At 62.7% G+C, this 26,388-nt stretch carries 23 protein-coding genes; 13 read left to right on the forward strand and 10 right to left on the reverse strand.

Annotation, left to right across the window (positions count from 1 at the left end; genetic code table 11):
* Window positions 1-164: 164 nt before the first annotated feature.
* On the reverse strand, window positions 165-542 hold the full coding sequence (locus LB520_RS02460; RefSeq protein WP_224636302.1) for a hypothetical protein: 378 nt from the start codon (window positions 540-542) through the stop codon (window positions 165-167).
* A 164-nt stretch (window positions 543-706) separates the two neighbouring features.
* Here LB520_RS02460 and LB520_RS02465 point away from each other — a divergent pair, with 164 nt between their 5' ends.
* On the forward strand, window positions 707-1,453 hold the full coding sequence (locus tag LB520_RS02465; protein ID WP_224543763.1) for a cytochrome c biogenesis CcdA family protein: 747 nt from the start codon (window positions 707-709) through the stop codon (window positions 1,451-1,453).
* Between the two features lie 177 nt (window positions 1,454-1,630).
* On the opposite strand, the gene LB520_RS02470 is transcribed toward LB520_RS02465, so the two are convergent.
* Entirely contained in the window at window positions 1,631-3,454 is a 1,824-nt protein-coding gene (locus tag LB520_RS02470) for an adenylate/guanylate cyclase domain-containing protein (protein ID WP_224636303.1), read from the reverse strand.
* A 295-nt stretch (window positions 3,455-3,749) separates the two neighbouring features.
* Between LB520_RS02470 and glmU the strand changes: the two genes are divergently transcribed.
* From glmU to LB520_RS02485, 3 genes are all read left to right on the forward strand, one after another.
* Window positions 3,750-5,120, forward strand: coding sequence for a bifunctional UDP-N-acetylglucosamine diphosphorylase/glucosamine-1-phosphate N-acetyltransferase GlmU (gene glmU / locus LB520_RS02475; RefSeq protein WP_224636304.1), 1,371 nt, complete (start codon window positions 3,750-3,752; stop codon window positions 5,118-5,120).
* Window positions 5,121-5,476: 356 nt separating this feature from the next.
* Window positions 5,477-7,300 carry a glutamine--fructose-6-phosphate transaminase (isomerizing) gene (glmS, locus tag LB520_RS02480; protein WP_224525450.1) on the forward strand — a complete coding sequence of 608 codons (1,824 nt, stop codon included), beginning with the start codon at window positions 5,477-5,479 and terminating at the stop codon, window positions 7,298-7,300.
* Between the two features lie 116 nt (window positions 7,301-7,416).
* On the forward strand, window positions 7,417-8,169 hold the full coding sequence (locus LB520_RS02485; RefSeq protein WP_224525452.1) for a DUF502 domain-containing protein: 753 nt from the start codon (window positions 7,417-7,419) through the stop codon (window positions 8,167-8,169).
* Here LB520_RS02485 and recG read toward each other — a convergent pair.
* Window positions 8,121-10,229: an ATP-dependent DNA helicase RecG gene (gene recG, locus LB520_RS02490; RefSeq protein WP_224636305.1), complete on the reverse strand. Its 2,109-nt coding sequence runs from the start codon at window positions 10,227-10,229 to the stop codon at window positions 8,121-8,123. The genes LB520_RS02485 and recG overlap by 49 nt on opposite strands.
* Window positions 10,230-10,322: 93 nt before the next feature.
* Here recG and LB520_RS02495 point away from each other — a divergent pair, with 93 nt between their 5' ends.
* The 3 genes from LB520_RS02495 to LB520_RS02505 all read left to right on the forward strand — a co-directional run bounded on the left by LB520_RS02495 (window position 10,323) and on the right by LB520_RS02505 (window position 15,707).
* Window positions 10,323-10,610 carry a succinate dehydrogenase assembly factor 2 gene (locus LB520_RS02495; RefSeq protein WP_140840305.1) on the forward strand — a complete coding sequence of 96 codons (288 nt, stop codon included), beginning with the start codon at window positions 10,323-10,325 and terminating at the stop codon, window positions 10,608-10,610.
* A 13-nt stretch (window positions 10,611-10,623) separates the two neighbouring features.
* Window positions 10,624-14,121 carry a transcription-repair coupling factor gene (mfd, locus tag LB520_RS02500; RefSeq protein ID WP_224636306.1) on the forward strand — a complete coding sequence of 1,166 codons (3,498 nt, stop codon included), beginning with the start codon at window positions 10,624-10,626 and terminating at the stop codon, window positions 14,119-14,121.
* A 212-nt stretch (window positions 14,122-14,333) separates the two neighbouring features.
* Window positions 14,334-15,707 (forward strand): class II 3-deoxy-7-phosphoheptulonate synthase, encoded by a 1,374-nt coding sequence (locus LB520_RS02505; RefSeq protein ID WP_095765121.1) that lies wholly within the window; start codon window positions 14,334-14,336, stop codon window positions 15,705-15,707.
* A gap of 85 nt (window positions 15,708-15,792) precedes the next feature.
* Here LB520_RS02505 and LB520_RS02510 read toward each other — a convergent pair whose 3' ends face one another.
* Window positions 15,793-17,352: a glycosyltransferase family 39 protein gene (locus tag LB520_RS02510; RefSeq protein WP_224636307.1), complete on the reverse strand. Its 1,560-nt coding sequence runs from the start codon at window positions 17,350-17,352 to the stop codon at window positions 15,793-15,795.
* A gap of 213 nt (window positions 17,353-17,565) precedes the next feature.
* Between LB520_RS02510 and LB520_RS02515 the strand changes: the two genes are divergently transcribed.
* On the forward strand, window positions 17,566-18,270 hold the full coding sequence (locus tag LB520_RS02515) for a hypothetical protein (RefSeq protein ID WP_140840299.1): 705 nt from the start codon (window positions 17,566-17,568) through the stop codon (window positions 18,268-18,270).
* An 88-nt stretch (window positions 18,271-18,358) separates the two neighbouring features.
* On the opposite strand, the gene LB520_RS02520 is transcribed toward LB520_RS02515, so the two are convergent.
* The 4 genes from LB520_RS02520 to LB520_RS02535 form a co-directional block, all read right to left on the reverse strand.
* Window positions 18,359-19,126, reverse strand: a complete 768-nt coding sequence (locus LB520_RS02520; protein ID WP_224631861.1) for an RES family NAD+ phosphorylase — start codon at window positions 19,124-19,126, stop codon at window positions 18,359-18,361.
* Complete coding sequence (locus LB520_RS02525) at window positions 19,086-19,463, reverse strand: antitoxin Xre/MbcA/ParS toxin-binding domain-containing protein (RefSeq protein WP_027166494.1); 378 nt, start codon at window positions 19,461-19,463, stop codon at window positions 19,086-19,088. Before LB520_RS02525 ends, LB520_RS02520 begins: the two co-directional genes overlap by 41 nt.
* A gap of 63 nt (window positions 19,464-19,526) precedes the next feature.
* Entirely contained in the window at window positions 19,527-20,597 is a 1,071-nt protein-coding gene (locus tag LB520_RS02530) for a GGDEF domain-containing protein (protein ID WP_095765125.1), read from the reverse strand.
* A 342-nt stretch (window positions 20,598-20,939) separates the two neighbouring features.
* Window positions 20,940-21,602 carry a hypothetical protein gene (locus LB520_RS02535; protein WP_224636308.1) on the reverse strand — a complete coding sequence of 221 codons (663 nt, stop codon included), beginning with the start codon at window positions 21,600-21,602 and terminating at the stop codon, window positions 20,940-20,942.
* A 297-nt stretch (window positions 21,603-21,899) separates the two neighbouring features.
* Here LB520_RS02535 and LB520_RS02540 point away from each other — a divergent pair, with 297 nt between their 5' ends.
* The 4 genes from LB520_RS02540 (at window position 21,900) to LB520_RS02555 (ending at window position 24,400) form a co-directional block, all read left to right on the forward strand.
* The gene (locus LB520_RS02540; protein ID WP_224636309.1) at window positions 21,900-22,175 is read left to right on the forward strand and encodes a hypothetical protein; all 276 of its coding nucleotides are present in this window, start codon (window positions 21,900-21,902) and stop codon (window positions 22,173-22,175) included.
* 514 nt (window positions 22,176-22,689) lie between these two features.
* Window positions 22,690-23,004, forward strand: a complete 315-nt coding sequence (locus LB520_RS02545) for a hypothetical protein (RefSeq protein ID WP_224636310.1) — start codon at window positions 22,690-22,692, stop codon at window positions 23,002-23,004.
* A 538-nt stretch (window positions 23,005-23,542) separates the two neighbouring features.
* Window positions 23,543-23,962, forward strand: a complete 420-nt coding sequence (locus LB520_RS02550; RefSeq protein WP_224543771.1) for a GFA family protein — start codon at window positions 23,543-23,545, stop codon at window positions 23,960-23,962.
* A gap of 78 nt (window positions 23,963-24,040) precedes the next feature.
* Window positions 24,041-24,400 (forward strand): diacylglycerol kinase, encoded by a 360-nt coding sequence (locus LB520_RS02555; RefSeq protein WP_095765126.1) that lies wholly within the window; start codon window positions 24,041-24,043, stop codon window positions 24,398-24,400.
* Between the two features lie 14 nt (window positions 24,401-24,414).
* Here the strand turns inward: LB520_RS02555 and LB520_RS02560 are convergent, their stop codons facing one another.
* Together LB520_RS02560 and LB520_RS02565 are read right to left on the reverse strand one after the other, a co-directional pair.
* Window positions 24,415-25,014 (reverse strand): DedA family protein, encoded by a 600-nt coding sequence (locus tag LB520_RS02560; protein ID WP_224636311.1) that lies wholly within the window; start codon window positions 25,012-25,014, stop codon window positions 24,415-24,417.
* The gene (locus LB520_RS02565; protein WP_140840289.1) at window positions 25,011-25,574 is read right to left on the reverse strand and encodes a DUF1003 domain-containing protein; all 564 of its coding nucleotides are present in this window, start codon (window positions 25,572-25,574) and stop codon (window positions 25,011-25,013) included. The genes LB520_RS02560 and LB520_RS02565 overlap by 4 nt, the downstream gene beginning before the upstream one ends.
* Window positions 25,575-25,665: 91 nt before the next feature.
* Between LB520_RS02565 and LB520_RS02570 the strand changes: the two genes are divergently transcribed.
* Complete coding sequence (locus LB520_RS02570) at window positions 25,666-26,379, forward strand: DNA-3-methyladenine glycosylase I (RefSeq protein WP_224636312.1); 714 nt, start codon at window positions 25,666-25,668, stop codon at window positions 26,377-26,379.
* The last annotated feature ends 9 nt before the right edge of the window (window positions 26,380-26,388 follow it).

Here is a 26,388-nt window from a genome sequence, read left to right on the forward strand (position 1 = left end):
AATTTGGGAAGCGGCCGCGGACGATACACTCTTAGAGTGTATGGCAAAGATCACATTTTTTGGGGATGGATGTATGTGCGCCTCGAACCGGGCGGACAACCGGTAAAAGACGACCGGCTGCCGGATCAAGAGAGTCGGCAGCCGGAGCATTCAACAACGTTGCCTCAGTCGGCCTTGACCACGTGCCAGGCGCCGGCAACGCCTTCGCCGGTCATGTCGCCGGCCTTCTTGTCCTTGACGAAGGTATAGACCGGCTTGCCGTCATAGGCCCACATCTTGGTGCCGTCGGTGCGGTCGACGATCGTCCATTCATCGTCGGCCTTGGCGCCGGCCTCGGCCTTCAACGGCGGCCAGTTGGCGGCGCATTTGTCGTAGCAATTGGACTTGCCCTTCTCGTCCTTGTCGAAGGTATAGAGCGTCATGCCCTTGGCGTCGGTAAAAATCTTGGTGCCGCTCACTTCGGCTTCCTTCCAGGCTTCGGCGGCCTGGGATGCGGCGGTGCCCAGCAGTAGCGCGGCAAACCCGAGTGCGATTGCTTTCACGATAGTCTCCCTGAAACAAGCGCGCGGCAGTCGCGCGCTGTTCGGTCAACGCGTTGGGATGCCTGTTTCTTCCTGCGGCGAAGCGGCGACGTGCCACACAATGGTGATTGGCAGGGGCGTGCCCGCATCGCTATATCGACGCCAGCATAATCGGGACTCACTGGATGGCATTGGACATCGGCTATGTCAGCGCGGTCGGGGCAGGGGCGATCTCGTTCCTGTCGCCTTGCGTGCTGCCGCTGGTGCCGCCCTATCTCTGCTACATGGCCGGTGTTTCGGTCGAGGATTTCCGCGGCAATCAAAGCGTGACCGCAAAGGAAGGCGCGCGCGGCGCGCTGCTTTATGCTTCCGTGGCCTTCGTGCTCGGCTTTTCCACCGTCTTCGTGGCGCTTGGGGCCGGCGCCTCGACCATCGGCCGCCTGCTGCGCGTCTGGCAGGAACCGCTGGCGATGGCGGCGGGCGTGCTGATCATCATCATGGGCCTGAACTTCCTTGGCATCCTGCGCATTCCGCTTTTGTCGCGCGAGGCGCGCTTCCAATCGCAGGGCAAGCCGGCCAGCATGATCGCGGCCTATGTCATGGGGCTGGCCTTCGCCTTCGGCTGGACGCCTTGCATCGGCCCGGTGCTGGGGCCGATCCTGACTTTGGCCGGCGGGCGCGAGACCGTTGGCGAGGGCGCGCTGCTGCTTGCCGCCTATTCGCTGGGCCTCGGCATCCCGTTCCTGATCGCGGCGCTGTTTTCCGGCGCCTTCATGCGCTTCCTCGGCAAATTCCGCGTCCATCTCGGCCGTGTCGAGAAAGCGATCGGCGCGCTGCTGGTCGTCGCCGGCGTGTTTTTCCTCACTGGCGGCGTGCAGAGCGCGTCCTATTGGCTCTTGGAGAATTTCCCGGTGCTGGGAAGGCTGGGGTAGTTTAGTTGCTGGCAGAGAGTCGAGCTGTGAGCCCGTTGTAGAGATCAGCATCGAAGGGTCCTGTGCCCTCTATCTCGTGTTCCATAATTTGCTATGGAGACCTGGGGCGACCACTATGTTCAGACAACCCATCGAGTCACCTGCTCCGCCGTCTCACCGGAATTTCCGCCGCGACGATCACTCCGGCACGCCGGAGATGCCCAGCGCCTCGACGTAACGCTCGCCGAACACCTTGTCCTGCCATGGGTTGATCTGTCTCTGCAGGGTGAGCGTGTAGGTCGGGAACGCCTCCATCAGCCGCCGCGCCGCCGCCCGCGCCTCCTCCAGCCGGTTGAGTTTGACCAGCGCCATAATCACCACCCGGTGCGAGGAGCCGTAGTTCGGCATCTCCTGCAGCGCGCGTTCTCCCCATGCCAGCGCTTCCTCGTAGCGCTCGAGCATCAGGTAGCTCATCCCGATGCCCGAGAGCGCGATGCCCTTCTCGGGGTCGACCGGGCTCAGCCGCATTGCCCTGTGAAAGTGCTCGATCGCAACGAGCGGGCGGCCGGAATGTGCGTTGACCCAACCGCAGCTCGTATGGCCCTGCGCCGAATTGGGATTGAGCAGCAGGGATCGTTCGATCGTGGCCAGCGCCATCTCGTAGTCCTTCGCGCTGTAGGCGATCACCTGCGCGGCGAAGCGCAGGCTCGTGGGGTCGTCGCGCGCTTCCGCCAGTACCTCGCGCGCCATGCGCGTGGCGACCCGGGTATCCTCGGGCTCGTGCCAGCACTGGCTCACGGATATGCTGCGGATATAGGCGCCGAGTGCCTTCGCCAAGTTGAAGCCGGGGTCGATGCTAAGCGCCTCGTTGGTGAGCCGACGCACGTCGGCAAAGCCTTCGCGCGTCATGCTGTAGAAGCGCGGCAGCGCGCGAAGGTAGAGGTCGTAGGCGCTCATGTAGTCGGTCGGCTTCATGCGCGCCTGCTTGATTTCCTCCAGCCGGATGCTCGGCTCGACAGCGCCGACGACGCTCTCGGTCACCTTGTCCTGCAGGTCGAAGATGTCGCACATATCGCCCTCGAAGCGGTCGGCCCAGACATGGTGTCCGCTGATCGCGTCCACCAACTGCCCACTGATACGCACCCGCGATCCTGCCCTGCGGATGCTGCCTTCGAGCACGTAGCGGACGCCCAGCTCGCGCCCGACCTGGCGCAGGTCCACCGCCCGGCCCTTGTAGGTGAAGGACGAGTTGCGGGCGATCACGAAGAAGGAGTTCACTCGGCTCAATCCCGTGATGATGTCCTCCACCAGCCCGTCGGCGAAGTATTCCTGATCGGGGTCGCCGCTCATGTTGGTGAAAGGCAGAACCGCGATCGAGGGTTTCTCGGGCAGGGGAGGCGGGGCAGCGCTGGCGTCGGACTCGACGCGGTAGGCGCGCACGGGCCGCTCGATGTTCTTGAGGCGCAGCTCGCCGAGCGGCGTGAAGCCGCAGTCGAGCTTGCCCTGAAGGTGGTCGTAGGCGGTGCCCGAGACGACAACGGTGCCGGGATCGGCGACGCTTTCGAGGCGGGCGGCGATGTTGACCCCGTCGCCGTAGAGGTCGCCGTCCTCCTCACAAACCACGTCGCCGAGATTGACGCCGATGCGGAAGCGAATCCTCTCTTCCTCGGGGGTCTCCGCCTCGCGTTCTGCCAAGGTCCGCTGGATCGCCATCGCCGAGGTCACCGCGTTGACGACGCTCGCGAATTCGCACAGCATGCCGTCGCCGGTGAGCTTGACGATCCGACCCTGATGCTCGGAGACCAGCGGTTCGAGGAGGTCCTTGCGGTAGATCTTCAGCCGCTCGAGCGTGCAGCGCTCGTCGCGCTCCATCAGGCGCGAATAACCGACCACGTCGCAAGCCAGGATCGCAGCGAGGTGGCGCCGCACGGTCATCGCACCGCTCGGCCAAGCGCCTGCACGCGTGCCGCTCCGCGTCCATGTCCCGCCAACTTCCAGACGCGCCACGCGCATGGTATCCATCTCTCCCAGTCTCCGCCCGTCGCCGATGTGGAACGGAAAACGCAGCTCGACCTTGCCTCCACGAGATTTCGCCATCCCGCTTGCGACGCAGCAGCCCCAGCAGGCCGGGGATATTTCCTGACCTGTGTAACCGGCTGACGCCACCGTGGCGGTGCTTTTGTATCGGGCATCACACCCGACGTTCGCACTTGGAGACTTGGCTTTGCCATCTCACCGGAATTTAACCGCATTGGTGCAGCATGGCCTGCGCTGCTAAGATGCGCTGATTCAAACCTTTTCATACGGTTGCCCATCCATGAGCCAGAGAACCTGCCTGTCCGTGATCCTCGCCGCCGGCGAAGGCACGCGCATGAAAAGCACGATGCCCAAGGTGCTGCATGCCATTGCCGGCCTGCCGATGGTGGCTCACGTCGTGAAAGCCGCTGAGGCCGCCGGCGCGACCGGTGTGGCGCTGGTGATCGGCCACGGCGCAGACGAGATGCGCAAGGCGGTGCAGAAATTCGCGCCGAAGGCGGAGACCTTCGTGCAGGAGAAGCGGCTCGGCACCGGCCATGCGGTCCTCGCCGCGCGCGAAGCGATATCAAAGGGTTATGAAGATATTCTCGTGATGTTCGGCGATACGCCGCTAATCGATGCGCAGGCGCTGGCCGCCGCGCGGCAGAAGCTGGCAGAGGATGCCGCCGTCGCGGTCATAGGCTTCCGTCCGCCAAGCCCGACCGGCTACGGCCGGTTGATCGAAAAGGGCGGTCATCTCATCGCCATCCGCGAGGAGAAAGACTGCTCGGAGGAAGAGAAAAAGATCGGCTTCTGCAATGCCGGCATGATGGCGGTGGCGGGCAAGCATGCGCTTCGGCTGCTCGACAAGGTCGGCAACAAGAACGCCAAGGGCGAATTTTATCTCACCGACATCGTCGAGATCGCCGGCGCGGAAGGGCTCGACGTGGTGGCGACGGAAGCGAGTTTCGAAAGCGCGCTCGGCATCAACAACCGGGCCGAGCTCGCCGAGGCGGAAGCCATCTGGCAGACGCGCCGGCGGCGCGAGGCGATGCTGTCCGGGGTCACGCTGATCGCGCCCGAAACCGTCTATTTCTCGCACGATACCGAGATCGGCACCGATACGATCGTCGAGCCGAATGTCTGGTTCGGGCCGGGCGTCAAGATCGCATCGGGCGCCAAGATTCATGCTTTCAGCCATATCGAGGGCGCAACGATCGCCTCAAATTGCGATGTCGGGCCGTTCGCCCGGCTGCGGCCCGGCGCGGATCTTCGAAACAAGGCAAAGGTCGGCAATTTCTGCGAGGTCAAGCAGGCGACGATCGAGGAGGGCGCCAAGGTCAACCACCTGACCTATATCGGCGATGCGCGCGTGGGTGCGGCAGCCAATATCGGCGCCGGCACCATCACCTGCAATTATGACGGCTACTCGAAATTCTTCACCGACATCGGCGAGGGGGCCTTTGTCGGTTCGAATTCCTCGCTGGTGGCGCCGGTCTCGATCGGCAAGGGCGGCTATATCGCCTCCGGCAGCGTGATCACCGAAAGCGTGCCCGACGACGCGCTGGCCTTCGGCCGCGCCCGCCAGAAAACGATCCCCGGCAAGGGCAAGGAGTTGCGCGAGCGCTTCGCTTCCGCCGCCGCGGCGAAGAAGAAGGCTGCGGCGGAATAGCTGGCAGGACGGAGGATCAGGAAGAACGGCGGCAGGGCGAGCCGCGTCTCAAAGCCGGCTTGCGCGATCAGCGTGAATCGTCATTTGGAGGATGACGCACCGCTGCGGCAAATGATACTGCGCCACCGCAGTAGCATCTTACAGCGGAGACGAACGGCAATGTGCGTGCACGCTTCGGCGCTGAAGCGGCTGAAAAACCGAGCAATTGCGGTAACTGGATCGCAATGGCCCTCTGCCATGGTGGTCTTCAAACAGTGTTCCGGTTGACACGGAACGAAACGCAAAGTGACTTTCGCCACGGCCCGGCAATCCATAGATAGCGCTGGGTTTTCTGCTGGGAATCGGGGGCAATCGCCATGTGCGGTATCGTTGGAATCGTTGGCCGAAGCCAAGTCGCGCCGCTCATCGTCGATGCGCTGAAGCGGCTTGAATATCGCGGCTACGACTCGGCCGGCGTCGCCACCATCGAAAGGGGCGAACTCGGCCGCCGCCGCGCTGAGGGCAAGCTGGTCAATCTCGAACGCCGGCTGAAGGACGAGCCGCTGGACGGCACGATCGGCATCGGCCACACACGCTGGGCGACACATGGCGTGCCCAACGAGACCAACGCGCATCCGCATTTTTCCGAGGGCGTCGCCATTGTCCACAACGGCATCATCGAGAATTTCGCCGAGCTACGCGACGAACTCACCCGCGACGGCTACTCTTTCTCTTCGCAGACCGACACCGAGGTCGTCGCGCATCTGGTGGCGCGCGAGCTCGCCAAGGGGCTGAAGCCGGTGGAAGCCGCGCATGCGGCGCTGAAGCGGCTTTCCGGCGCCTTTGCCCTGGCAATCATGTTCAAGGGCGACGAGGACCTGATCGTCGGCGCCCGCAACGGACCGCCTTTGGCCGTCGGCCATGGCGAGGGCGAGATGTTTTTGGGCTCCGACGCCATTGCGCTGGCGCCTTTCACCAATGCGGTCACCTATCTCGAAGACGGCGACTGGGCGGTCGTGCGTCGCGAAAGCGTGACCATCTACGACATCGACGGCAGACAAGTCGACCGCAAGCGCCAGCAGTCACTGTCGACCAGCTTCATGGTCGACAAGGGAAACCGCCGCCATTTCATGGAAAAGGAAATCCATGAGCAGCCGGAGGTGATCTCGCACACGCTGGCGCACTACGTGGATTTCGCATCGGGGGTGTCGAAGCCGCTCGACCTGCCCTTCGACTTCGCCAAGATCGGCCGCCTGGCGCTTTCGGCCTGCGGCACCGCCTATCTCGCCGGGCTGATCAGCAAATACTGGTTCGAGCGCTATGCACGGCTGCCGATCGACATCGATGTCGCCTCCGAGTTCCGCTATCGCGAGATGCCGCTTTCGGCCAATGACGCGGCGTTCTTCATCTCGCAGTCGGGCGAGACTGCCGACACGCTTGCGTCGCTGCGCTATTGCCGCAAGGCCGGCATGAAAATCGGCGCTGTCGTCAATGTGCGGGAATCGACCATGGCGCGCGAATCCGACGTCGTGCTGCCGACGCTGGCCGGGCCGGAGATCGGCGTCGCCTCGACCAAGGCTTTCACCTGCCAGCTATCCGTCTTGGCTGCGCTCGCGGTCCGCGCGGGCGTGGCGCGCGGCACGATCTCGCGCGATGAGGAAAAGCAGCTGGTGCGCGAGCTTTCCGAGGCGCCGCGCTACGCCACCCGGGTGCTGAAGCTCGACGAGCAGATCGAGCGCATCTCGCGCGAGCTGTCGCGCTACAAGGACGTGCTCTATCTCGGCCGCGACACCAATTTTCCGCTGGCCATGGAAGGCGCGCTGAAGCTCAAGGAAATCTCCTACATCCACGCCGAAGGCTATGCCGGCGGCGAGCTGAAGCATGGTCCGATCGCGCTGATCGACGAGAACATGCCGGTGATCGTGATTGCGCCGCATGACCGTATCTTCGAAAAGACCGTGTCGAACATGCAGGAAGTGGCGGCGCGCGGCGGCAAGATCATCCTGATCACCGACAAGAAGGGCGCGGCGCAGGCCGGCATCAAGACGATGGAGACGATCATCCTGCCCGAAGTGCCGGAGATCATCTCGCCGATCATCTACGCGCTGCCGATCCAGATGCTGGCCTATTTCACCGCCGTCTTCATGGGCACCGACGTCGACCAGCCGCGCAATCTGGCGAAATCGGTGACCGTGGAGTAGGTCGCGCCGTGCCGCTGGATACAGCGGCCTGACGATCGCTCTTTAAAAACTTCGCAGTTCCAAACCGGCTCGCGGTTCACTAATCTCAGCGTTGCAACCTGCGCCGCGGTGAACCCATGTCCGACGCCCTGAAGACCTCTGGCATGACCCGGCTAAGGAATTATTTCCTGACCGGCTTCATCGTCTGCGCGCCGCTGGCGATCACGGTCTATATCGCCTGGTCGCTTATCGGCTGGGTCGATTCCTGGGTAAAACCCTATATTCCAGCCCGCTACAATCCCGATACCTATCTGCCGTTCCCGGTTCCGGGCTTCGGGCTGATCGTGGCGCTGGTGCTGATCACGCTGATCGGTTTCCTGACGGCGAACATCGTTGGCCGCGCCATTGTCAATTTCGGCGAGCGGCTGCTTGGCCGCATGCCGCTGGTGCGTGGCATCTACGGCTCGCTGAAGCAGATTTTCGAGACGGTGCTGTCGAACAAGGGCGACATGTTCCGCCAGGTGGGGTTGGTCGAATATCCGAGAAAGGGCGTCTGGTCGCTGGTCTTCGTCGCCAGCGACAAGGAAACCGAGATCAACCAGAAGCTCGATCAGGAAGGTGATCCGCTGATTGCGGTGTTCATGCCCTGCACGCCCAATCCAACCACTGGTTTTCTGATGTATGTGCACAAGTCCGAGATCGTGCCGCTCGACATGTCGATCGAGGACGGCGCCAAGCTGATCGTCTCGGCCGGCATGGTAGCGCCGGAGGTCAAGGCCAAGCTGGTGACGCTGAACGGCGAACCGGTCGAAGGACCGCTCGCCAATCCGCCGCTCGGCGCTCAGCCGGCGCGCAGCAGCCGCACCGCCTCGTCGCGGCCGAACAGGTAAAGCAGCAGCCGCAGCGCCCCGCCGCGTTCGGACTGCAATTCCGGGTCGCGCGACAGGATCAGGCGTGCGTCGTCGCGCGCGGCTTCGAGCAGATCGGCATGGAACTCGAGGCGCGCCACCTGGAAGCCTGGTGTGCCGGACTGGCGGGTGCCCAGCAACTCACCTTCGCCGCGCAGTTTCAGGTCCTCCTCGGCTATCTTGAAGCCGTCCTCTGTCTCGCGCATCACCGAGAGCCGGCGTTTGGCCGTCTCGCCGAGCGGCTCCTTGTAGAGCAGGACGCAGGAGGAGGGCTTGTCGCCGCGCCCGACCCGGCCGCGCAGCTGGTGCAACTGGGCAAGGCCGAAGCGTTCGGCATGCTCGATCACCATGATCGTGGCGTCGGGCACGTCGACGCCGACCTCGATCACGGTGGTGGCGATGAGGATGCGCGTTTCGCCCTGCTTGAAGGCGCGCATCGCCTCGTCTTTCTCCGCACCCTTCATGCGACCGTGCACCAGGCCGATCCGGTCGCCGAAGAGCGGTTTCAGCGAAGCGAAACGATCCTCCGCCGACATCAGCTTGATCTCTTCGGATTCCTCGACCAGCGGGCAGATCCAGTAGATCTTTTGGCCATCGGCCACGGCATCGAGCATGCGTCCGACCAGCTCATCCAGCCGTTCCATCGGCAAGGTGACGGTGCGGATCGGCTGCCGGCCGGCCGGCTTCTCGGTCAGTTTCGAGACGTCCATGTCGCCGAAGGCGGTCAGCACCAGCGTGCGCGGGATGGGGGTCGCCGTCATCACCAGCATATCGGGCGCATCGCCCTTGGCGGTGATGGCCAGGCGCTGGTGGACGCCGAAGCGGTGCTGCTCGTCGACGACGGCAAGCACCAAGTCGTGAAACGTCACGCTTTCCTGGAACAGCGCATGCGTGCCGACGACGATGTCGATTTCGCCGCTGGCGAGACCTGCAAGCGTCTCGGCACGCTCGCGGCCCTTCTCGCGCCCGGTCAGGATAGCGAGGCGCAGGCCGACCTTTTCCGCCAGCGGCGCGATCGTCGCCAGATGCTGGCGCGCCAGGATCTCGGTCGGCGCCATCAGGGCCGCCTGGCCGCCGGCCTCGACCGCGCGCGCCATGGCGAGCAGCGCCACCACCGTCTTGCCTGAGCCGACATCGCCCTGCAGCAGGCGCAGCATGCGTTCGGGATCGGCAAGGTCTGCATTGATTTCGCCGAGCGCGAATTCCTGGCTGGTGGTGAGCTTGTAGGGAAGGGCAGCTCGCAGCTTCTCGACGATGCTGCCGTCGCCGGTAAGCGGCCGGCCCGAGAGGCGGCGAATTCTCGCTCGCACCAGCGCCAGCGAAACCTGGCCGGCGAGCAATTCGTCATAGCCAAGGCGTCGCCAGGCCGATCCCTCGACGGCAACGTCGATCGGATCCTTCGGATAATGGATGCGGGCGAGCGCATCGCCGAAGGACGGGAATGTATGGCGGCGCATGAAGGCATCGTCCTGCCACTCCGGCAGTTCTGGCAGGCGGCCAAGCGCCTGTCCGATGGCGCGGCGCAGCACCTTTGCCGAGAGGCCGGCGGTGAGCGGATAGACCGGCTCGACCAACGGTAGGCCCTCGGCCTCGTCGATCGGCGCGATGTGGTCGGGATGGACCATCGTCGGGCGGCCGTTGAACCACTCCATGCGGCCCGAGATCACCACACGCTCGCCCTCGGGAAGCATTTTCTGCAAATAGGCGGCATGGGCATGGAAGAAGGTCAGTGCGACCTCGCCGGTGTCGTCATGGGCGTAAACCCTGTACGGCACCGACCTGTTGCCGCGCGGCGGCGGCTGATGGCGGTCGACGCGCACCTCGAGCGTGACGATCTGGCCCTCGGCCGACAGCGCGATGCCAGGCCGGTTGCGGCGGTCGATGACGGTGTTGGGCAGCACGAACAGAAGGTCGGCCGCGCGCGCAGCGCGATCGCCGAGGTCGGCCGGCACGACACGCTCGATCAGCAATCCGACCTTCGGGCCGACGCCGGCAAGCGAAGTGATCGGAACGAACAAGGGATCGAGGACGGTGGGACGCATCGTGTCAGCTTATGTCGCGACGAGGGCAGCGCAAAGGCTGACACCGCTCTCTATCCACGCTATATGCGCCGCTTTGGACAGGGATGCGGCGCCATGACCGGAACACAGCGATCAAGCGAGGGGTTGGACGCGCGCCGCCGCAAGCTCCTGTTCCGCTCCTGGCATCGCGGCATGCGCGAGATGGACCTGATCCTCGGTTCCTTCGCCGACGCCGAGATCGGCGCCTTGACCGGCGATGAAATCGACCAATATGAGAGACTTCTCGAAATTCCCGACACCGAATTTTTCCCGATGGTCACCGGCGAGCGCCCAGTTTCGCCCGATATCGACTGCGCGGTTCTGCGGAAGATCCTGGCGTCGCGCCGGACCATGACATTTTGAAAAACGCATATCCATGACCCTCATTCCTTCCATTGGCCTGCCCAAGGGCCGCGCCGGCCAGTTCGTTGTCGACGGCGTCGCCGACGGCTACGAAGCCTTCGCCCTGGTGCGGACGGCGCAGGAGATCGCGCCCGACAAGCCGCTGCTGTTCGTCGCGCGCGACGGCCAGCGGCTGCCGGCGATCATCGAGGCGCTCGCCTTTGCCGCGCCCGGCCTACCGGCGCTGGAGCTGCCGGCCTGGGACTGCCTGCCTTACGACCGCGTTTCGCCCGGCGCAGATGCCGCGGCGCGTCGGCTCGACGCGCTTTCGGCCATGATCGCGCTGGCCAAGAAACCGCATCGCGCGGTGATCCTCACCACCGCCAATGCGTTGCTGCAGCGCATCCCGCCGGCCGAGCTGATCGAAGCTCAGACTTTCCACGCCAAGCCGGGAAACCAGATCGACATGAACGCGCTGATCGCGAGGCTGGAGACATCCGGCTTCGAGCGCGTGCCGACCGTTCGCGGGCTCGGTGAATTCGCGGTGCGCGGCGGCATCCTCGACCTTTTCGCGCCCGGCTGGAGCGAGGCGCTCAGGCTCGACTTCTTCGGCGACACGCTGGAATCGATCCGCGTCTTCGACGTCGCGACGCAGCGCACCACCGGGCAGCGCAAGTCGATGTCGCTGCAAGCGATGAGCGAGGTGGCGCTGACACCGGAAACGATCAGCCGCTTTCGCCGCTCTTATATCGAGGCCTTCGGCGCGCCGTCGCGCGACGACGCGCTCTACGCTGCGGTCAGCGAAGGCCGCCGCTTCGCCGGCATGGAGCACTGGCTGCCGTTCTTCTATGAGCGGCTGGCGACCGTGTTCGACTATCTGCCGGATGCGCCCGTCGTGTTCGACCATCTGGCCCATGAGGCCTTGGCCGAGCGCCACACGCTGATCCTCGACCACTATGAGGCACGCCGGAAGCAGGCCGACAGCGCGCTCAAGGATGCCGTCCCTTACAAGCCGGTGGCGCCGGATCTGCTGTATCTCTCGCCCGAAAACCTCAAGGCGTCGCTCGGACCGCGCGAGGACATAGACTTCACCGTCTTCGATGCCCCCGACGTCGGTGGCAAAAAAGTCTTCCATGGCGGCTCGCGGCAAGGCCGCAGCTTTGCCGAGGAGCGCGCCGATCCCAACATCAACGTCTTCGACGTCGTCGTGAAGCACATTGCCGACGAGCGCGCGGCGCGTCGCCGCGTCGTCGTCGCCGGCTGGACCGAAGGCTCGCTCGACCGGCTCGGACAAATTCTCGCGGAGCACCATCTCAGTAATCTGAAAGCTGTCGCGACGCTGGCCGAGGTCGAAAAGCTAGAGCCGGGGCAGGCGGGCCTTGCCGTGCTGCCGCTCGAATCCGGCTTTGAGACCGACGATCTGGTCGTCGTCGCCGAGCAGGACATCCTCGGCGACAGGCTCATTCGGCGTTCCAAGCGCAAGAAGAAGGCCTCCGATTTCATAGCCGAAGCCTCGTCGCTGTCGGCAGGCGACATCGTCGTCCATGCCGACCATGGCATAGGCCGCTTCATCGGCTTGCGCACCATCGAAGCGCTCGGCGCGCCGCATGACTGTCTCGAAATCCACTACGCCGGCGACGATCGCCTGTTCCTGCCGGTGGAAAACATCGAGCTTCTGTCGCGCTATGGCTCGGATTCGGCTGAGGCGACGCTCGACAAGCTGGGCGGCGGCGCCTGGCAGGCGCGCAAGGCACGGCTGAAGCGGCGTCTGCTCGATATGGCCGGGCAATTGATCCGCATCGCCGCCGAGCGGCAGATGCGTGCAGCGCCCTCCATGATCCCGGCGGAAGGGCTTTATGGCGAGTTCGCCGCCCGTTTCCCCTATGAGGAGACCGACGACCAGCAGACGGCGATCGATTCCGTCCTGGATGATCTCGGCGCCGGCAAACCGATGGACCGGCTGATCTGCGGCGACGTCGGTTTCGGCAAGACGGAAGTTGCGTTGCGCGCCGCCTTCATAGCGGCCATGGAGGGGTTCCAGGTCGCGGTCGTGGTGCCGACGACGTTGTTGTCGCGGCAGCACTTCAAAACCTTCTCGCAGCGCTTTTCGGGCCTGCCGATCCGCATTGCGCAGGCGTCGCGCCTGGTTGGTTCAAAAGAATTGGCGGAGACCAAGAAGGGCATCGCCGAAGGCACGGTCGACATCGTCGTCGGCACGCACGCGCTGCTCGGCAGCTCGATCTCGTTCAAGCGCCTCGGCCTGCTGATCATCGACGAGGAGCAACATTTCGGCGTCAAGCACAAGGAGCGGCTGAAGGATCTCAAGTCCGACGTGCATGTGCTGACGCTGTCGGCGACGCCGATCCCGCGCACGCTGCAACTGGCGCTGACCGGCGTTCGAGAGCTCTCGCTGATCGCCACGCCGCCGGTCGACCGCATGGCGGTGCGCACCTTCATCTCGCCCTTCGATCCGCTGGTCATACGCGAGACACTGCTTCGCGAGCGCTATCGCGGCGGCCATTCCTTTTATGTCGTGCCGCGTATCAGCGACCTGGCCGAAATCCATGATTTCCTGAGGGAATCCGTGCCGGAGCTGAAAGTGGCGGTGGCGCATGGCCAGATGCCGCCGGGCGAGCTCGACGACATCATGAACGCCTTCTACGACGGTCAGTATGACGTGCTCCTGTCGACCACCATCGTCGAATCCGGGCTCGATATCCCGACCGCAAACACGCTGATCATCCATCGCGCCGACATGTTCGGCCTCGCGCAGCTCTACCAGTTGCGCGGCCGCGTCGGCCGTTCGAAGGTGCGCGCCTATGCGCTGTTCACGCTGCCGGCGAACCGCAAGCTCACCGATGCGGCCGAGCGCAGGCTGAAGGTGCTGCAGTCGCTCGACACGCTCGGCGCAGGGTTCCAGCTCGCCAGCCACGACCTCGACATCCGTGGCGCCGGCAATCTTCTGGGCGAAGAGCAGTCCGGCCATATCAAGGAGGTCGGCTTCGAGCTTTACCAGCAGATGCTGGAAGAGGCGGTGGCCGAGGTGAAGGATACCGGCGAGGCGCAGGACGGCGGCTGGTCGCCGCAGATCGCAGTCGGCACCGCCGTGATGATCCCGGAGAGCTACGTGCCCGACCTGCAGCTCCGCATGGCGCTTTACCGGCGCCTGGGCGACCTCGAGACCACCGAGGAGATCGACGGTTTCGGCGCCGAGCTGATCGACCGCTTCGGGCCGCTGCCGGAAGAGGTGACGCATCTGTTGAAGATCGTCTTCATCAAGGCGCTCTGTCGCAAGGCCAATGTCGAGAAGCTCGATGCAGGCCCGAAGGGCGTCGTCATTCATTTCCGCAAGCGCGAGTTCCCCAATCCGGTCGGGCTGGTCAAGTTCATCGGCGAGCAGGGATCGCTGGCCAAGATCAGGGCCGACCATAGCGTCGTTTTCATCCGCGACTGGCCGAACGCGGAGAAGCGGCTCGCCGGCTCGGCCGTGGTGATGACGCAACTGGCGCGGCTCGTCGACAAGGCCGCGTAACGGCGTCTACATTGGAAGCCGAGCAGCTCAACGCATTCGCCACCACTGAAAAACCCGGCTAGAATAGGCAGTCGGCTTCGTGTAAGGAGCCGCGACCTCGTATCGAGGCTGGAATGGCGGGCAAGCACGCTCGCCGGTTTGTTTGACGCAATTCCGGACGGAAAGCCGTTACACTTTCCTGGAGTTGCTCTGGAAGGGCGTTGGGTGCAGCGATGACGAAATGGTCGCCGAATTCGTGGAGAGCAAAGCCGATCAAGCAGGTGCCGGCCTATCCGGACCTTGGGGCTTTGCAGGCCACGGAAGCGCGGCTTGCGACCTACCCGCCGCTGGTCTTTGCCGGCGAGGCGCGCAAGCTGAAGAAGCAGCTGGCGGCCGTGGCAGCCGGCGAAGCCTTCCTGCTCCAGGGCGGTGACTGCGCCGAGAGCTTTGCCGAGCATGGCGCCGACAACATCCGCGACTTCTTCCGCGTCTTCCTGCAGATGTCGGTGGTGCTTACCTTCGCCGGCGCGCAGCCGGTGGTGAAGGTCGGCCGCGTCGCCGGCCAGTTCGCCAAGCCGCGCTCGTCCGACAACGAGACCAAGGCCGGCGTGACGCTGCCGAGCTACCGCGGCGACATCATCAACGGCATCGAATTCGATGCCTCCTCGCGCATTCCGGATCCGGCGCGCCAGGAGATGGCGTACCGCCAGTCCGCCGCGACGCTCAATCTTCTGCGCGCCTTTGCGCAGGGCGGCTATGCCAGCCTGGAGAACGTGCATCGCTGGATGCTGGGCTTCGTCGCCGACAGCCCGCAGGGAGAAAAATACGAATCGCTCGCCAACCGCATCACCGAGACGATGGATTTCATGCGCGCGGTGGGCATCACGTCCGAAACCAATTTCGCGCTGCGCGAGACGGATTTCTACACGAGCCACGAGGCGCTGCTGCTCGGCTATGAGGAAGCGCTGACGCGAGTCGATTCGACCTCCGGCGACTGGTACGCGACCTCGGGCCACATGATCTGGATCGGCGATCGCACCCGCCAGCCAGATCACGCGCATATCGAATATTGCCGCGGCATCAAGAATCCGCTCGGCCTGAAATGCGGGCCGTCGCTGACGCCGGACGGCCTGATGGAATTGATCGACCTGCTCAATCCCGAAAACGAGCCGGGCCGTCTGACGCTGATCGCGCGCTTCGGCTCCGACAAGGTCGCCGAGCATCTGCCGAAGCTGGTGCGGGCAGTTAAGAAGGAAGGCCGCAACGTTGTCTGGTCGTCTGATCCGATGCATGGCAACACGATCGAGGCGGCCGGCTACAAGACGCGGCCGTTCGACCGCATCCTCAAGGAAGTGCAGACCTTCTTCGAAGTTCATCGCGCGGAAGGCACGCATCCGGGCGGAATCCATATAGAGATGACCGGCAAGAACGTCACCGAATGCACGGGCGGCGCCCGCGCCATCACGGCGGAAGACCTGCAGGACCGCTATCACACCCATTGCGACCCGCGCCTCAACGCCGATCAGGCGATCGAGCTCGCCTTCCTGGTCTCGGACCTGCTCAAGAAGAGCCATCCGGTCCAGCACAAGCAGGCCGCTAACGCGTGAACAGAGGCTTGACGCCTATCGTCGGAGGCGCTGGCGGCGATGCCGTCGCCTTTTGACGTCGGGCTGATAAACTTCAAATCGCGGGTCATTCCGGATCGGGCGGTCCGGGCGGATCGCCCGGGAAACTGGTCCTGCCGGGCGGAATGACGGCAAAGCTGATCTCCAGCGGCGGTGCCTTAAGCGACCAGTCGAATGGCACGGTCTTGACCGGCAGGCCGGCGATCCAGGCCTGCTGTTGCGGGGAGAGCCTCCAACCGGTCGGCCATACCAGCAGCAGGCCCTGATCCCGCAGGCGCTGGTCCGTGATCCAGGGGGCAAGGCGCCTGTCGAGCGTCGTGAAAATCGACGGCTGGTCCGCCGCTTCCAACCCGGCAAGCTGAGCCACGCCGTCCTCGCCGCCGACGATGCCCAGTGGTCCTGGTACCGTCTCATGCCAGATCGCTTCGGCCGTCTGCGAGATCGATCGTGCCGGCCAGCACATCGGCTGCAGGCGACCGAGGACGTTGCAACCGGTCCAGCGTGTAATCGCATAGGCGCTCGATACGCCGACCACGCATAGCAGTGCCAGCAGCGTCAGTCGGCGCAACTCGGCCGCGCCCAGGCGCTGTCCCAAGAGTGCAACCGCGAGGGTGCCGACCAAATTGTACATCGTCGCGCCCCAGGACTCGCCGGTGCCGGTAAACAGCGAGGCGGCCATGATCAGGAGCGCCGGCCCCAGGCCCATCCATGCCAGGTAGACAATCGCGCGCCGCTCGGGGGCACGGCGGGCCGGTAAGGGGTCTCGTGCCGGGTCGGGCCGCCGTCGCAGCAGGCCGGAAATAGCAAGAACGGCGGGAAGAGCGGCAAGCCCTGCAAGCTGAACGCCGATATAGTAGAGTCGTGCGCGGTTAGCGAGCACCCAGGCGTTGCGATGCTCCGCATAGGTCAGCGGCAGGAAATCGAGGCGGAAAAGCGCAATTGCCAGCGGCGCCGCGAGGCCCAGAAAAACCGCAAGACCGAGCCATGGCCATGGGGTGGCAAGCCGGCTTCGAGCGCGGGCGTCGTACAAAATCCAGATACCACCGAACACCAGTAGCAGAGCCGTCGAGAACTTTGCGTAGAGCCCGATGCCCGAGACGAGGCCGAGGGCGAGCCACCAGCCTGGACGGCCGTCGCGCGCCGAGCGCCACAGCAACCATGAGATTGCGGCCCAGAACGGCATTTGCGCGTAATCATGGTTGAATTGCGGGGTCGGCCAGCCGAAGAAATAGATCGACGGCATCAAGAGCACGGCGGCGATCGCCCGGGTCGGGCCCATGATGTCGCGCGCGAGAAGGTAGACCAGGACGAAAGTCGTCGAGATCATCAACTGCGACAGCATATATTGCGGCCAGCGGAACGAGCCGGTGAGCAGGTGGCTGATCTCGAGCAGCCAGCAGGGGAGTTGCGGGTGCTTGTAGGTCAGCAGCACCCATTCGCGTCCCCACATGAAACCCTCGACGACGTCGCGCGGCGGCCCAACGTTGACGAGCGCGGGCATGACGGTCCAGCAGGCGATCTGGATCAGGCACAAAAGCGCCAGTAACCGCCATGGATGCCGGACCAGACCGTTACAGATGGAAGACAGATCGTCTTCCGCCGCAGCCGCGGCGGGCCAGACATGCACGGATTCACTGGTTCTCGACATACGGGCCTAAAATCATACCGATGGATTGCTGAACAGTCCGATAGCAAAAGCTTACGAAAAAGTATTCTTCCGCAACATCGTAAAACCAAGATTGCGATGGAACCCGTCGCCGGCGCTTCGGGCAGGACCGGCCGGCCGATCATTGCCGGAGCCCGTCCGTAGCGCCGCGGTTTTAGCAATACAGGTTCCTCCATGCGCCATCAGCATGCCGTCATCCATCACCGGGGCCTCGATTTCTGGTCGGCGCGCGCCGCGGTTCTCGTCGTCATCTGCCTGCAGCTTCTGGTCATCAACAACCTGTCCTTCGGTCCGCGCTGGCTGGCCCCTACAGTGGAGGCGGCGCTGCTGGCGCCCCTGTCGATCGCGACGGCCTGGACGCAAATGGCGACGCGCAACGCCGTCGACCATGAGCATTGGTACGCGATCGGCCGATTGCGCCTCTATATCCGCCGCGCAGCATTGGTGATGACCGGCGTCATCAGCATCATGAATTGCGGGTCGCTGGTCTTCCTGGTGCGGGCGTTGCTGGAAGGGCATGCCGGGGCCGGCACGACGCTGCTCGTCGACGCGCTCAACATCTGGGTCACCAATGTGATTGTCTTTGCGCTGTGGTTCTGGAGCACTGACCGGGGAGGCCCGCCGACCTGCGGGCTGGTCAAGCGCGCGCAGGCAGACTTCCTGTTTCCGCAAATGACGCTACCAGATCGCGAGATACAGGGCTGGCTGCCGGGCTTCGTCGACTATGTCTTCCTGGCCTTTACCAATGCCACGGCGTTCTCGCCGACCGACACCTTGCCGCTCACGCAGCGCGCGAAGCTCCTGATGATGGCCGAAGCGATGATCTCGCTCCTGACGATCGCGCTGGTGGCGGCGCGTGCGGTGAACATCCTGGCCTAAACTGGATCGATATTCGGGTGAGGGCGGCCTGCGAATGACGGTTTTCTGCCCGGCCCGACCTGAATCTCAACGCAGCTCATCGCCGATTTCAGGTGGCCCGCTCCCAGCGCATGCCGGCCAATCGGGGATCGGCAAAGGCGGTGCGTGAGAATTCCAGCCGCTTGTCCGGGAATTCGCAGATCGCCTGAAGGCCGAAAGAGCCGATCCGGATGCGCCAGGTCTGCGGCTCCAGCGGTTTTGCCTTGGCAAAGCCCTTGCACGTCAACAGCGCGATATTGACGCCCTTGGGATCGCGCGCCGAGCGATAGCGGATCGCCTGCAGCTCGGCCTCACGCGCGACGTCGGCGATCGCCTGGCAGGCGGTGTAGTCGGTGGCGTGCGTCCAGGCCTTCTCGTCGCGATCGAGCGGCGGCCGTGTCAGGTCGACTGCGCGGTCGCATTTTATCGCGGCGGCGAAGGCGGTGTATTCCGCCGCGTCGCTCGGCCATTGCGTCGCCGGCGACTCCGCAAAAAACAGCAAGCGGTAGAAGGCCATCTCCGCCACCGCCGTCAGCACCGTCTCGGCAGCGTAGTAGACGCCTTTCGTCTTGCCGGCGCGGCGGAAGCGGGAGCCGTACGGATAGACGGAGCCGTAGCGAAAAGGCGTCGCCAACAGATAGTGGAGATGTCGGCACTCAAGCGGGATCCGCGGCTTGGTGTCCTCGATGAGATCCTCAAGCAGCGCCTGCTCGTCGAGCGTGTCGATGAGCTTAAGGGTCGAGACGCGGTGCTGCGCCTCGACCATCCGCCAGTACTTGCCTTCGAGCCGGACGGCCTCAGACGAGAGCGCGCCGGGAGTCCAGGTAGGCAATGACATCGACAAGTCCGGCAATCGTCAGGATTTTTTCGAGCGGCGTGCCGTCGAGCGTGGTGTTGGGATTCTTCAACCACGCCCGGGCGACTGTCTCGTCGCCGCCGACGATGGCGTCGAGCGAGCGGAACAGGCGCACGAACAGCACCGCCAATTCGAACGGCTTGGTGCCGCGTTCAAGCAGGAATTCCTGCCGGCGCATGCGCGAGACCGTTGCTTCCGACACGCCGATGACCAAGGCAAGCGTCCTGGCGGTGATATCGAGCAGGTCGGCCGCGCGAAGCGTGGCCTTGGTAATGACGGCATTTTCGGCCGCCGTCGCGGCCGCGACTGGACGTTGCATAAGCGCACCCTTTCATTTCTGTAGAAAATATAATCCACAAAAATTCGCCTGGAAAGGGGTGTGTCAGTCTTTCTTGTAAAGCAGCCAGCTTTTGCCAGCTCGGCTGACCGTGGCCGAGTGCTTTGTCACACGGTTGCGGCCGCCGACCTTGGAGCGGTAAAGCGCCTGGTCGGCCTTGGTGTAGAGATCCTCGGGGTTTTCCGCCTCCGAGGCCATGCAGATGCCCATCGATACGGTAACGGTGCCGTAGTTCATGCCGGTCTGGCTGCCGGTGAACGGGGTCTGCTCGACGAGCGCGCGGATGCGCTCGGCGATCTCGTATGTGGCTTCCTCGCTGGCGCCTTCGACGATAAGCGCGAACTCCTCGCCGCCAGTGCGCGCGACAAATATGTCGGCACGCACGCTAGACTGGAAGATCTCGGCGATGATCTGCAGGATCCTGTCGCCGACCGGGTGGCCATAGCGATCGTTTATGTCCTTGAAATGATCGATATCGGCAAGGATCAAGGCGTTGAACAGTATGCCGCGGTTGCTGTTGTAGATCCGGGTGATCTCCTTGTCGAAGGCGCGGCGGTTCCACAGCTGCGTAAGCGGGTCGGTGTCGGCAAGCCGCTTGTATTCCTCGAGCTTCGACTTGACGCTTTCAAGCTCGGCTGTCTTTTCGCTGAGCGTGCTGGCGATCTGACGGCCATGGTCGATCGTCGAGCTGGTGGCGGCCGACATCGCGCCTGCGATCTTCTGCAGGAGTTCTTGCGAAAGCAGGCTGCGATTGCTCAGGCCGCTCGAGGTCTCGTCGAGGATGCGGCCATACTTCTCGATATGCGAGCGCTCGCTGCGCAACAGGGCGGCGATGTCCTCGAGCTCCTTGGCGACCACTTCACGGGCGTGCTCGACAATGGCGGGGCCGTGGTGCTGCGGGAAGAAGCTCCGTCCGATGCGGTCGAGATCTTCCTGGGTTGGGCGGTTGCTCAACGAGACGACGGCAAGGCTGAGTTCGCGATTGCTGCTGCTGAGCGCCTCGTAGAAGATTTCATAGTTACGCGGCAGGCCAAGCACGCCGAGCTGTCGCATCGTCGTCACGACGGTGCTGGCGATGTCGGTATTCCTGTCGGTCGGAATGGCTGCCGGCTTCATGTCTGTTCACTGCCCCTTCAGTGCGACCGGAGACCTGCCACCGCCGGCGTTCGCTCACGCGGGGATTTGAATCAGAATTGCGACGGCGCGTCCCCAACACGACCATCGCTTGTGGGAACCATAAATGCAGTCCTGCTAAAGTTTCCTTAAGGACGAACACCCAGCAACATCGCGCAACATAGAGCAACAAGCCAAAGTATTGAAATGGCGTGCAAATTTGGTTGGCCGCACTAATGTTTTGCGATCCGGCAGCACTGAAGCCTGCTTAGGCAAACTGAGAAAATCGCTAGGGCGCGCCGCCCTGTCTCTCCAGTGTGATGCAGAGGGTGATGGGGACGGAGTTCAATTGTCCGATGGCTTGGGACTCTCTCGGTAGGAGTAATCCGTCCCTTCATAACGCCAGAAGTTTTGCAACCAGCGGTGCGAACGAGGAATGTCCAGCAACGCTGCTCGCTCCCCGTAAACACTTTGCTGAGCAGCGTTCCACGATGCCATCAACAAGGCGTTGTAAGCGGGTTCCTCATCCGCGCTGTAGCGATGCGTGCAAGCTTCCGCCTGAGAGATTGTTTTCTGGCCGTCACGGAGGTCAGAAAGCAGTTCGAAATAGCGGCGCTTCATAAGCGCATGCATTCGCGCCCTGTTCGACAGATCGAACGCTAGGTCAGCGGCTCCTAAGACCGCTGCTACCACGCCACAGATTATATTGAAATTTGGAATTGCTTCCTCAAAAAGCCCGGAGACCGCTCCGGCGCCGCTGATGATCACACCGAACATGAACCACCGATGCACGGCGTCCAGAAATGCCTCGCGCGCGCTGTGATAGCGCGCGTTCATGAGGCAGTTTAGGGTTACCCCCTCTTCGTCGGCCTTGGGTTCGGATGCGGCGCCGGGGCCGGATTGTTCTTCACAGTCCCGGGTGATTGCCGGGTCGGCGCTGGCGATGGCTGTGATGGTGGTCTTGGGCTCTGCGGCGGTGGTCTTGTTGGTTCGCGCGCCGCTTGCCACGTATCTGTCCCCATAGTTCAACCCCCAAAAAATGACAGGACCGTAACCCTGCTTCTTGGCCGAGCGCAAGTCAATCCTTGGAATATATTATCCCCTGAAAGAACCTACCGATTTCCTTGCTTGATCCGCTTTGCATTCAGCGGCCCAATGAATATCTTGGCGGCTATATGTGGTCGAGTCCTCGCCAAAACGAATTTGGACGGTATGCTTTATGCCTTCGCTGGCCGGTGAGCAGAGTCGTCCTCACTTGCATACGGAACTGTGCTAGAAGATCTGTGGGCAAAGTGGGATCGAATGATGAGCGACGAAAAAACCAAACCGCTCCGATCTTTTTTTCCCATTCGCATATACATACGCATTGGCAACAGGCGTCCGAAGAAGGCCAAGGAAGAAGAGCTGTTCTATCCACCCGGATGGAACTTTCCATTGGCTCGTGACGAAATGTTTCAATGGCGGCTGGCCGGTTTTATCGCTTGGGTTCTGGTCATCGGCGCATGGGTCGCTGCCACATTAGCCGTGGCGTACTGTGCGGCTGCACTGTTTGTATGTCTCGCTTCTTTCTTCCTGCAATAGATGCGGCGAGAGTCGTGCAGGGCGCGGCGGGAGCTTGTGCAGGGCGGATCGATCCGGCGGCAGGCCTTCAATTCGCCTACGCAATGATCGCCATTTCGTATATTGTCGTGTGCTGGCGCTTTGGGGGTATTCATTGATTCGATGAGGAAAATTCGTGACTTATATCGGCCTGACATCACGGGCCAACACGAATGAGCAGTATCCAGATAGTGTTTGCAGTCCTAGGCCTGCTGACGAGAGTTGCAATTGCGCCGCTAATAAAGAAGTACGTCTTTGATTCTCGTTTGCGGTTGCAGGCGAAAGTGAGGATTTCGGCCGCAAAATCGAGTCAACTTGTCTCAAGGATCGTGGCCGATTACGTGAGAAACACTCTCCGCTACGAAGAAGAACACAACGCTGAACGCAGTGCGCTTTTGAGCTATGCGAGCATCAAAACGTATACATCGCTTAGCTTGCGAAACGCCAGTAAAAAGAAGCTAACAAACGTTAGTGTGGTGGTGGACGATTTATACGGGTGTATCAGATTGATGACAGCCATGACTTGCTGGAAGTCAAAACAGGTAAGCCACTGTTGATCGGGGACATAGCGCCGAACCATGAGCTGGTCGTGCATTTTTGGTCATTGGGGGACTATTCGAGTTCTTATTTTGGGGCGTCGACAAAGAAACGCTTTCGGATGTCGGCGGATGAGTTGGATGGGACAAGCATGCAGTTCCCACTTCCCCAGTACCTGAAAACCCGTCTTATTGGGTGGTGCATTTGGGTAGTGAACATCGTGGCATGGGGCACCTTTGCGGTGCTGCTGCTGATCAATGGTCCTTGGAAGTAGCCGAGGGCTCTACAGATCATCGTCATCTGATTTCGCCCAGTTCTCCCGCCATGCTCTGAGATATTCTTCGACATCGCGCTTAGGGTCATGGGCAATGTGCCAGTCCAATGTCTCCGCAATTCCCGCTTCAACCGGATGGTCTCTTCATCGTTGTCTGGCGCCCGTGCTGTGTTTTCTCTTCACCCTCGTCAGATGAGAACGGCGCAACATTAAATCCGGATCGGGTTTCATATTAGCAGGTGCTTGGAAGAGGAGCGGGACGGGAGCGCGAGCAAGCCAAAAACCGCTGCTAGACCTTGCTGTGACTTACTATGGCACTTATTGAGCGCGAGCCCTTACGACTCAGGGGCTCCACGCTAAAGTTTCCTTAATAGCCTGCATTTCCTCATTGTCCTTGCTACCACAGGATGCAAAGCGGTGCAGGGGCAGCTTCTGAAACGCGTCGCTTCGGTGTCGCATTTTCCGGTGCCCGGTCATCTCAAAACTGAAATTCTACATCCGGCAATGAACGGTGCAGACGACGTCGAAGGAGGCCGGAATGGACGACAATCATAGCGGATCGTGCCTGTGCGGGGCGGTGCGTTTCAGAACGAAGGGCCCGCTACGCGGCGTGATTTATTGCCATTGTTCACAATGCCGCAAGCAGAGCGGCCATTTCTACGCCGCAACCAATGTAGCGGACGCCGACATCGTTATCGAAGGCATGGAAAATCTCACCTGGTATGAGGCATCCGACTTCGCCAAGCGTGGCTTTTGCAAGACATGCGGCTCGGTGCTGTTCTGGAAGCCGAAAGGCGATGCATATGTTTCGGTTATGGCTGGTTCATTCGAGGAACCGAGCGGGCTTCGGGGCGAATGCCACATCTTCGTCGGCGACAAGGGCGATTATTATTCGATCGAGGACGGGTTGCCGCAGTTCGAGAAATCGGCGCCGTCGATAAAGGTCGCGGGCGGATGAATTTTGCAGCGGCTGCCTTATTCCCTTGATCCCACCATTGCGATATCCCCTGCCGGTGACTCGCAAAGGGGCAGAGGAATGCAGCGGCTGATCGATGCTTTCATCAATTCAGTGCGGGCCTTCCGCAAGTTGGCCGCCCACGAAAAGGCGTTCCAGCAGGAATTGCTGTTGCTGGCGCTCGCCTTGCCGGCCGGCTGGTTCATCTCGGTTTCCTGGCGCGGCTATGCCCTGCTGATCGGTGCTGTGCTGCTCCTGATCATGGTCGAAGTGCTCAACACCGGCATCGAGGCGGCCTGCGACGCAATCTCGCGCGAATTCCACATCGACATCCAACTTGCCAAGGACTGCGGTTCGCTGGCCGTGCTGATTTCGATCGTGATCGCCGGCGGCGTCTGGGGTATCGCCCTCATCGAACGCCTTGTCGGCGCGCCGATCTGATCCTCGCGGATTGATCAAGATCCTGCCTGGTCTTCCCTGGCGCGTTCGCGCTTCGCGAAGTGATGGCCTACCAACCAGGCGACCACGGCGATAACGATGCCGACGCCGAGGGCGATGAGCAGGCGCTGATGGCGAGCAAACGCCTGGCCCACGATTTCCTCCGCGCCCAGGCCGAAGACATAGCCGATGCCGCTGAACAGGGCCGACCAGACCGCGGACGAGATAGCATTCAGGATGACGAAACGCGGCATGGACACGGTCGATAGGCCGGCGGCGACGCCGCCGACCAGGCGCATGCCGTAGATATAGCGGTTGGTCAGCACGAAAATGTTGGGATGGGTGTTGAGCAGGCGATAGGCGCGGCTGAAGCCCGGACGCCTGCGCAACAGTCTCACATAGCGATGTTCGGCGAAGCTGCGCCCCATGGTGAAGAAGAACGTGTCGCCGGCGAAGGCGCCGAGGAAGGCGGCAAAGAAAGTCTGCCAGAGCACGAAAACATGCTGATGAGCGAAGAAGCCGCCCAGGATCGCCGCGCTTTCGCCTTCGGCCACGCAACCCAGGAAGACCGCGATCAGCCCGTATTGCTCGATGAGGCGATGGATGGTCTCGCTCATTCCGTTGCGGGCCGCGCGGACAGTTTTTCGTCAATGCGCCTGATCTGCTCGGCCATGCGCAGGATTTCGTCACGCATGCCGATGATCTCGCTATGGCGAAGCTCGTCGAGTTTTTCATGCAGGGCCATGATCTCGATCTCGGCCTTCAGATTGACCTCGTAGTCATGGGCGGCGTCGATGCGGTCGCGCTCGGTCTGGCGGTTCTGCGACATCATGATCACCGGCGCCTGGATCGCCGCCAGCATCGACAGAACAAGGTTGAGGAAGATGAAAGGGTAGGGATCGAAGGCGTCGCGGGTGAGCAGCCAGGCGTTGCCGGCAGTCCAGACAACAAGAAAGGCCAGGAAGCTCAGGATGAAGGACCAGGAGCCGCCGATCCTGGCGATGGTGTCGGCAATACGGTCGCCATAGGTCTCGTGGAAGGCCACGGCCTTGTTGGTGTCGCGGGTGATGGTGGTGCGCTCGAGCGTCGACTGGAGCACGCGGCTCTCGAGCGGACCGAAACCGTCCGGCTTTCGCTTGAGCAGGCGGTTCGCCATGTCTTCGACGATCTTGTTCATTTGTCCTCTCCTTCGGCCGGGCGTCGATAGAGGTAGAGGCTGCCGGGCCGGACGTGAAGTGCTAGATTGCGGCGAACAGGCGAGGACAAAGATGCTCGATTTCCAGAAAATCCATGCACGGGCGGCAAAGCGAAAGGGCGGGGAGGCGGTGCTCGCTCCACTGCTTGGCCCCAAGCCCGACAATGCGGCGGTGGCGAAAGTCCCCGATGATCGCATTCTCTCGACCATGGCCGAGCGCATCTTCGCCGCAGGCTTCGTGTGGCGCGTCATTGAGCAGAAATGGCCGGGTTTCGAGGAGGCATTCCTCGGCTTCGAGCCGAAGCGGCTTCTGTTCCAGCCGGACGACTTCTGGCACGAGCTTGCATCCGACAGCCGCATCGTGCGCAACCCGCAGAAGATCAAGTCGGTGCGCGACAACGCCGCCTTCGTCGATCGCGTCTCGAAGGAGAATGGCAGCTTCGGCAAATTCATCGCCTCCTGGCCCGCGGACGATCAGGTCGGCCTGACCGCGTATCTCGCCAAGCATGGCAGCCGGCTCGGCGGCAACACCGGCCAGTATTTCCTGCGCTGGCTCGAATGGGACACGTTTGTCGTCTCTACCGACATGGTGGCGGCATTGCGCGATGCCGGCCTCGACATCGCCGAAAACCCGACCTCGAAGCGGGACCTCGACAAGATCCAGGCGCAGATCAACCAATGGTCGGCCGAGACCGGCCTGCCGCGCCGCCACATCTCGCGCATCCTGGCGATGTCGATCGGCGAGAACCGCTCGGCGGAGGCGCTGCGCGAATATATGGGCGACTAGGTGGTTGGG

The organism is Mesorhizobium sp. CA12 (assembly GCF_020165255.1).
Classification (GTDB): domain Bacteria; phylum Pseudomonadota; class Alphaproteobacteria; order Rhizobiales; family Rhizobiaceae; genus Mesorhizobium.

Bases quoted from the DNA above. Each gene is read 5' to 3' on its own strand.
- LB520_RS02465 (WP_224543763.1), top strand. From the start codon at position 707: ATGGCATTGGACATCGGCTATGTCAGCGCGGTCGGGGCAGGGGCGATC.
- LB520_RS02470 (WP_224636303.1), bottom strand. From the start codon at position 3,454: ATGGATACCATGCGCGTGGCGCGTCTGGAAGTTGGCGGGACATGGACG.
- glmU (WP_224636304.1), top strand. From the start codon at position 3,750: ATGAGCCAGAGAACCTGCCTGTCCGTGATCCTCGCCGCCGGCGAAGGC.
- glmS (WP_224525450.1), top strand. From the start codon at position 5,477: ATGTGCGGTATCGTTGGAATCGTTGGCCGAAGCCAAGTCGCGCCGCTC.
- LB520_RS02485 (WP_224525452.1), top strand. From the start codon at position 7,417: ATGTCCGACGCCCTGAAGACCTCTGGCATGACCCGGCTAAGGAATTAT.
- recG (WP_224636305.1), bottom strand. From the start codon at position 10,229: ATGCGTCCCACCGTCCTCGATCCCTTGTTCGTTCCGATCACTTCGCTT.
- LB520_RS02495 (WP_140840305.1), top strand. From the start codon at position 10,323: ATGACCGGAACACAGCGATCAAGCGAGGGGTTGGACGCGCGCCGCCGC.
- mfd (WP_224636306.1), top strand. From the start codon at position 10,624: ATGACCCTCATTCCTTCCATTGGCCTGCCCAAGGGCCGCGCCGGCCAG.
- LB520_RS02505 (WP_095765121.1), top strand. From the start codon at position 14,334: ATGACGAAATGGTCGCCGAATTCGTGGAGAGCAAAGCCGATCAAGCAG.
- LB520_RS02515 (WP_140840299.1), top strand. From the start codon at position 17,566: ATGCGCCATCAGCATGCCGTCATCCATCACCGGGGCCTCGATTTCTGG.
- LB520_RS02520 (WP_224631861.1), bottom strand. From the start codon at position 19,126: ATGTCATTGCCTACCTGGACTCCCGGCGCGCTCTCGTCTGAGGCCGTC.
- LB520_RS02525 (WP_027166494.1), bottom strand. From the start codon at position 19,463: ATGCAACGTCCAGTCGCGGCCGCGACGGCGGCCGAAAATGCCGTCATT.
- LB520_RS02530 (WP_095765125.1), bottom strand. From the start codon at position 20,597: ATGAAGCCGGCAGCCATTCCGACCGACAGGAATACCGACATCGCCAGC.
- LB520_RS02540 (WP_224636309.1), top strand. From the start codon at position 21,900: ATGAGCGACGAAAAAACCAAACCGCTCCGATCTTTTTTTCCCATTCGC.
- LB520_RS02550 (WP_224543771.1), top strand. From the start codon at position 23,543: ATGGACGACAATCATAGCGGATCGTGCCTGTGCGGGGCGGTGCGTTTC.
- LB520_RS02555 (WP_095765126.1), top strand. From the start codon at position 24,041: ATGCAGCGGCTGATCGATGCTTTCATCAATTCAGTGCGGGCCTTCCGC.
- LB520_RS02560 (WP_224636311.1), bottom strand. From the start codon at position 25,014: ATGAGCGAGACCATCCATCGCCTCATCGAGCAATACGGGCTGATCGCG.
- LB520_RS02565 (WP_140840289.1), bottom strand. From the start codon at position 25,574: ATGAACAAGATCGTCGAAGACATGGCGAACCGCCTGCTCAAGCGAAAG.
- LB520_RS02570 (WP_224636312.1), top strand. From the start codon at position 25,666: ATGCTCGATTTCCAGAAAATCCATGCACGGGCGGCAAAGCGAAAGGGC.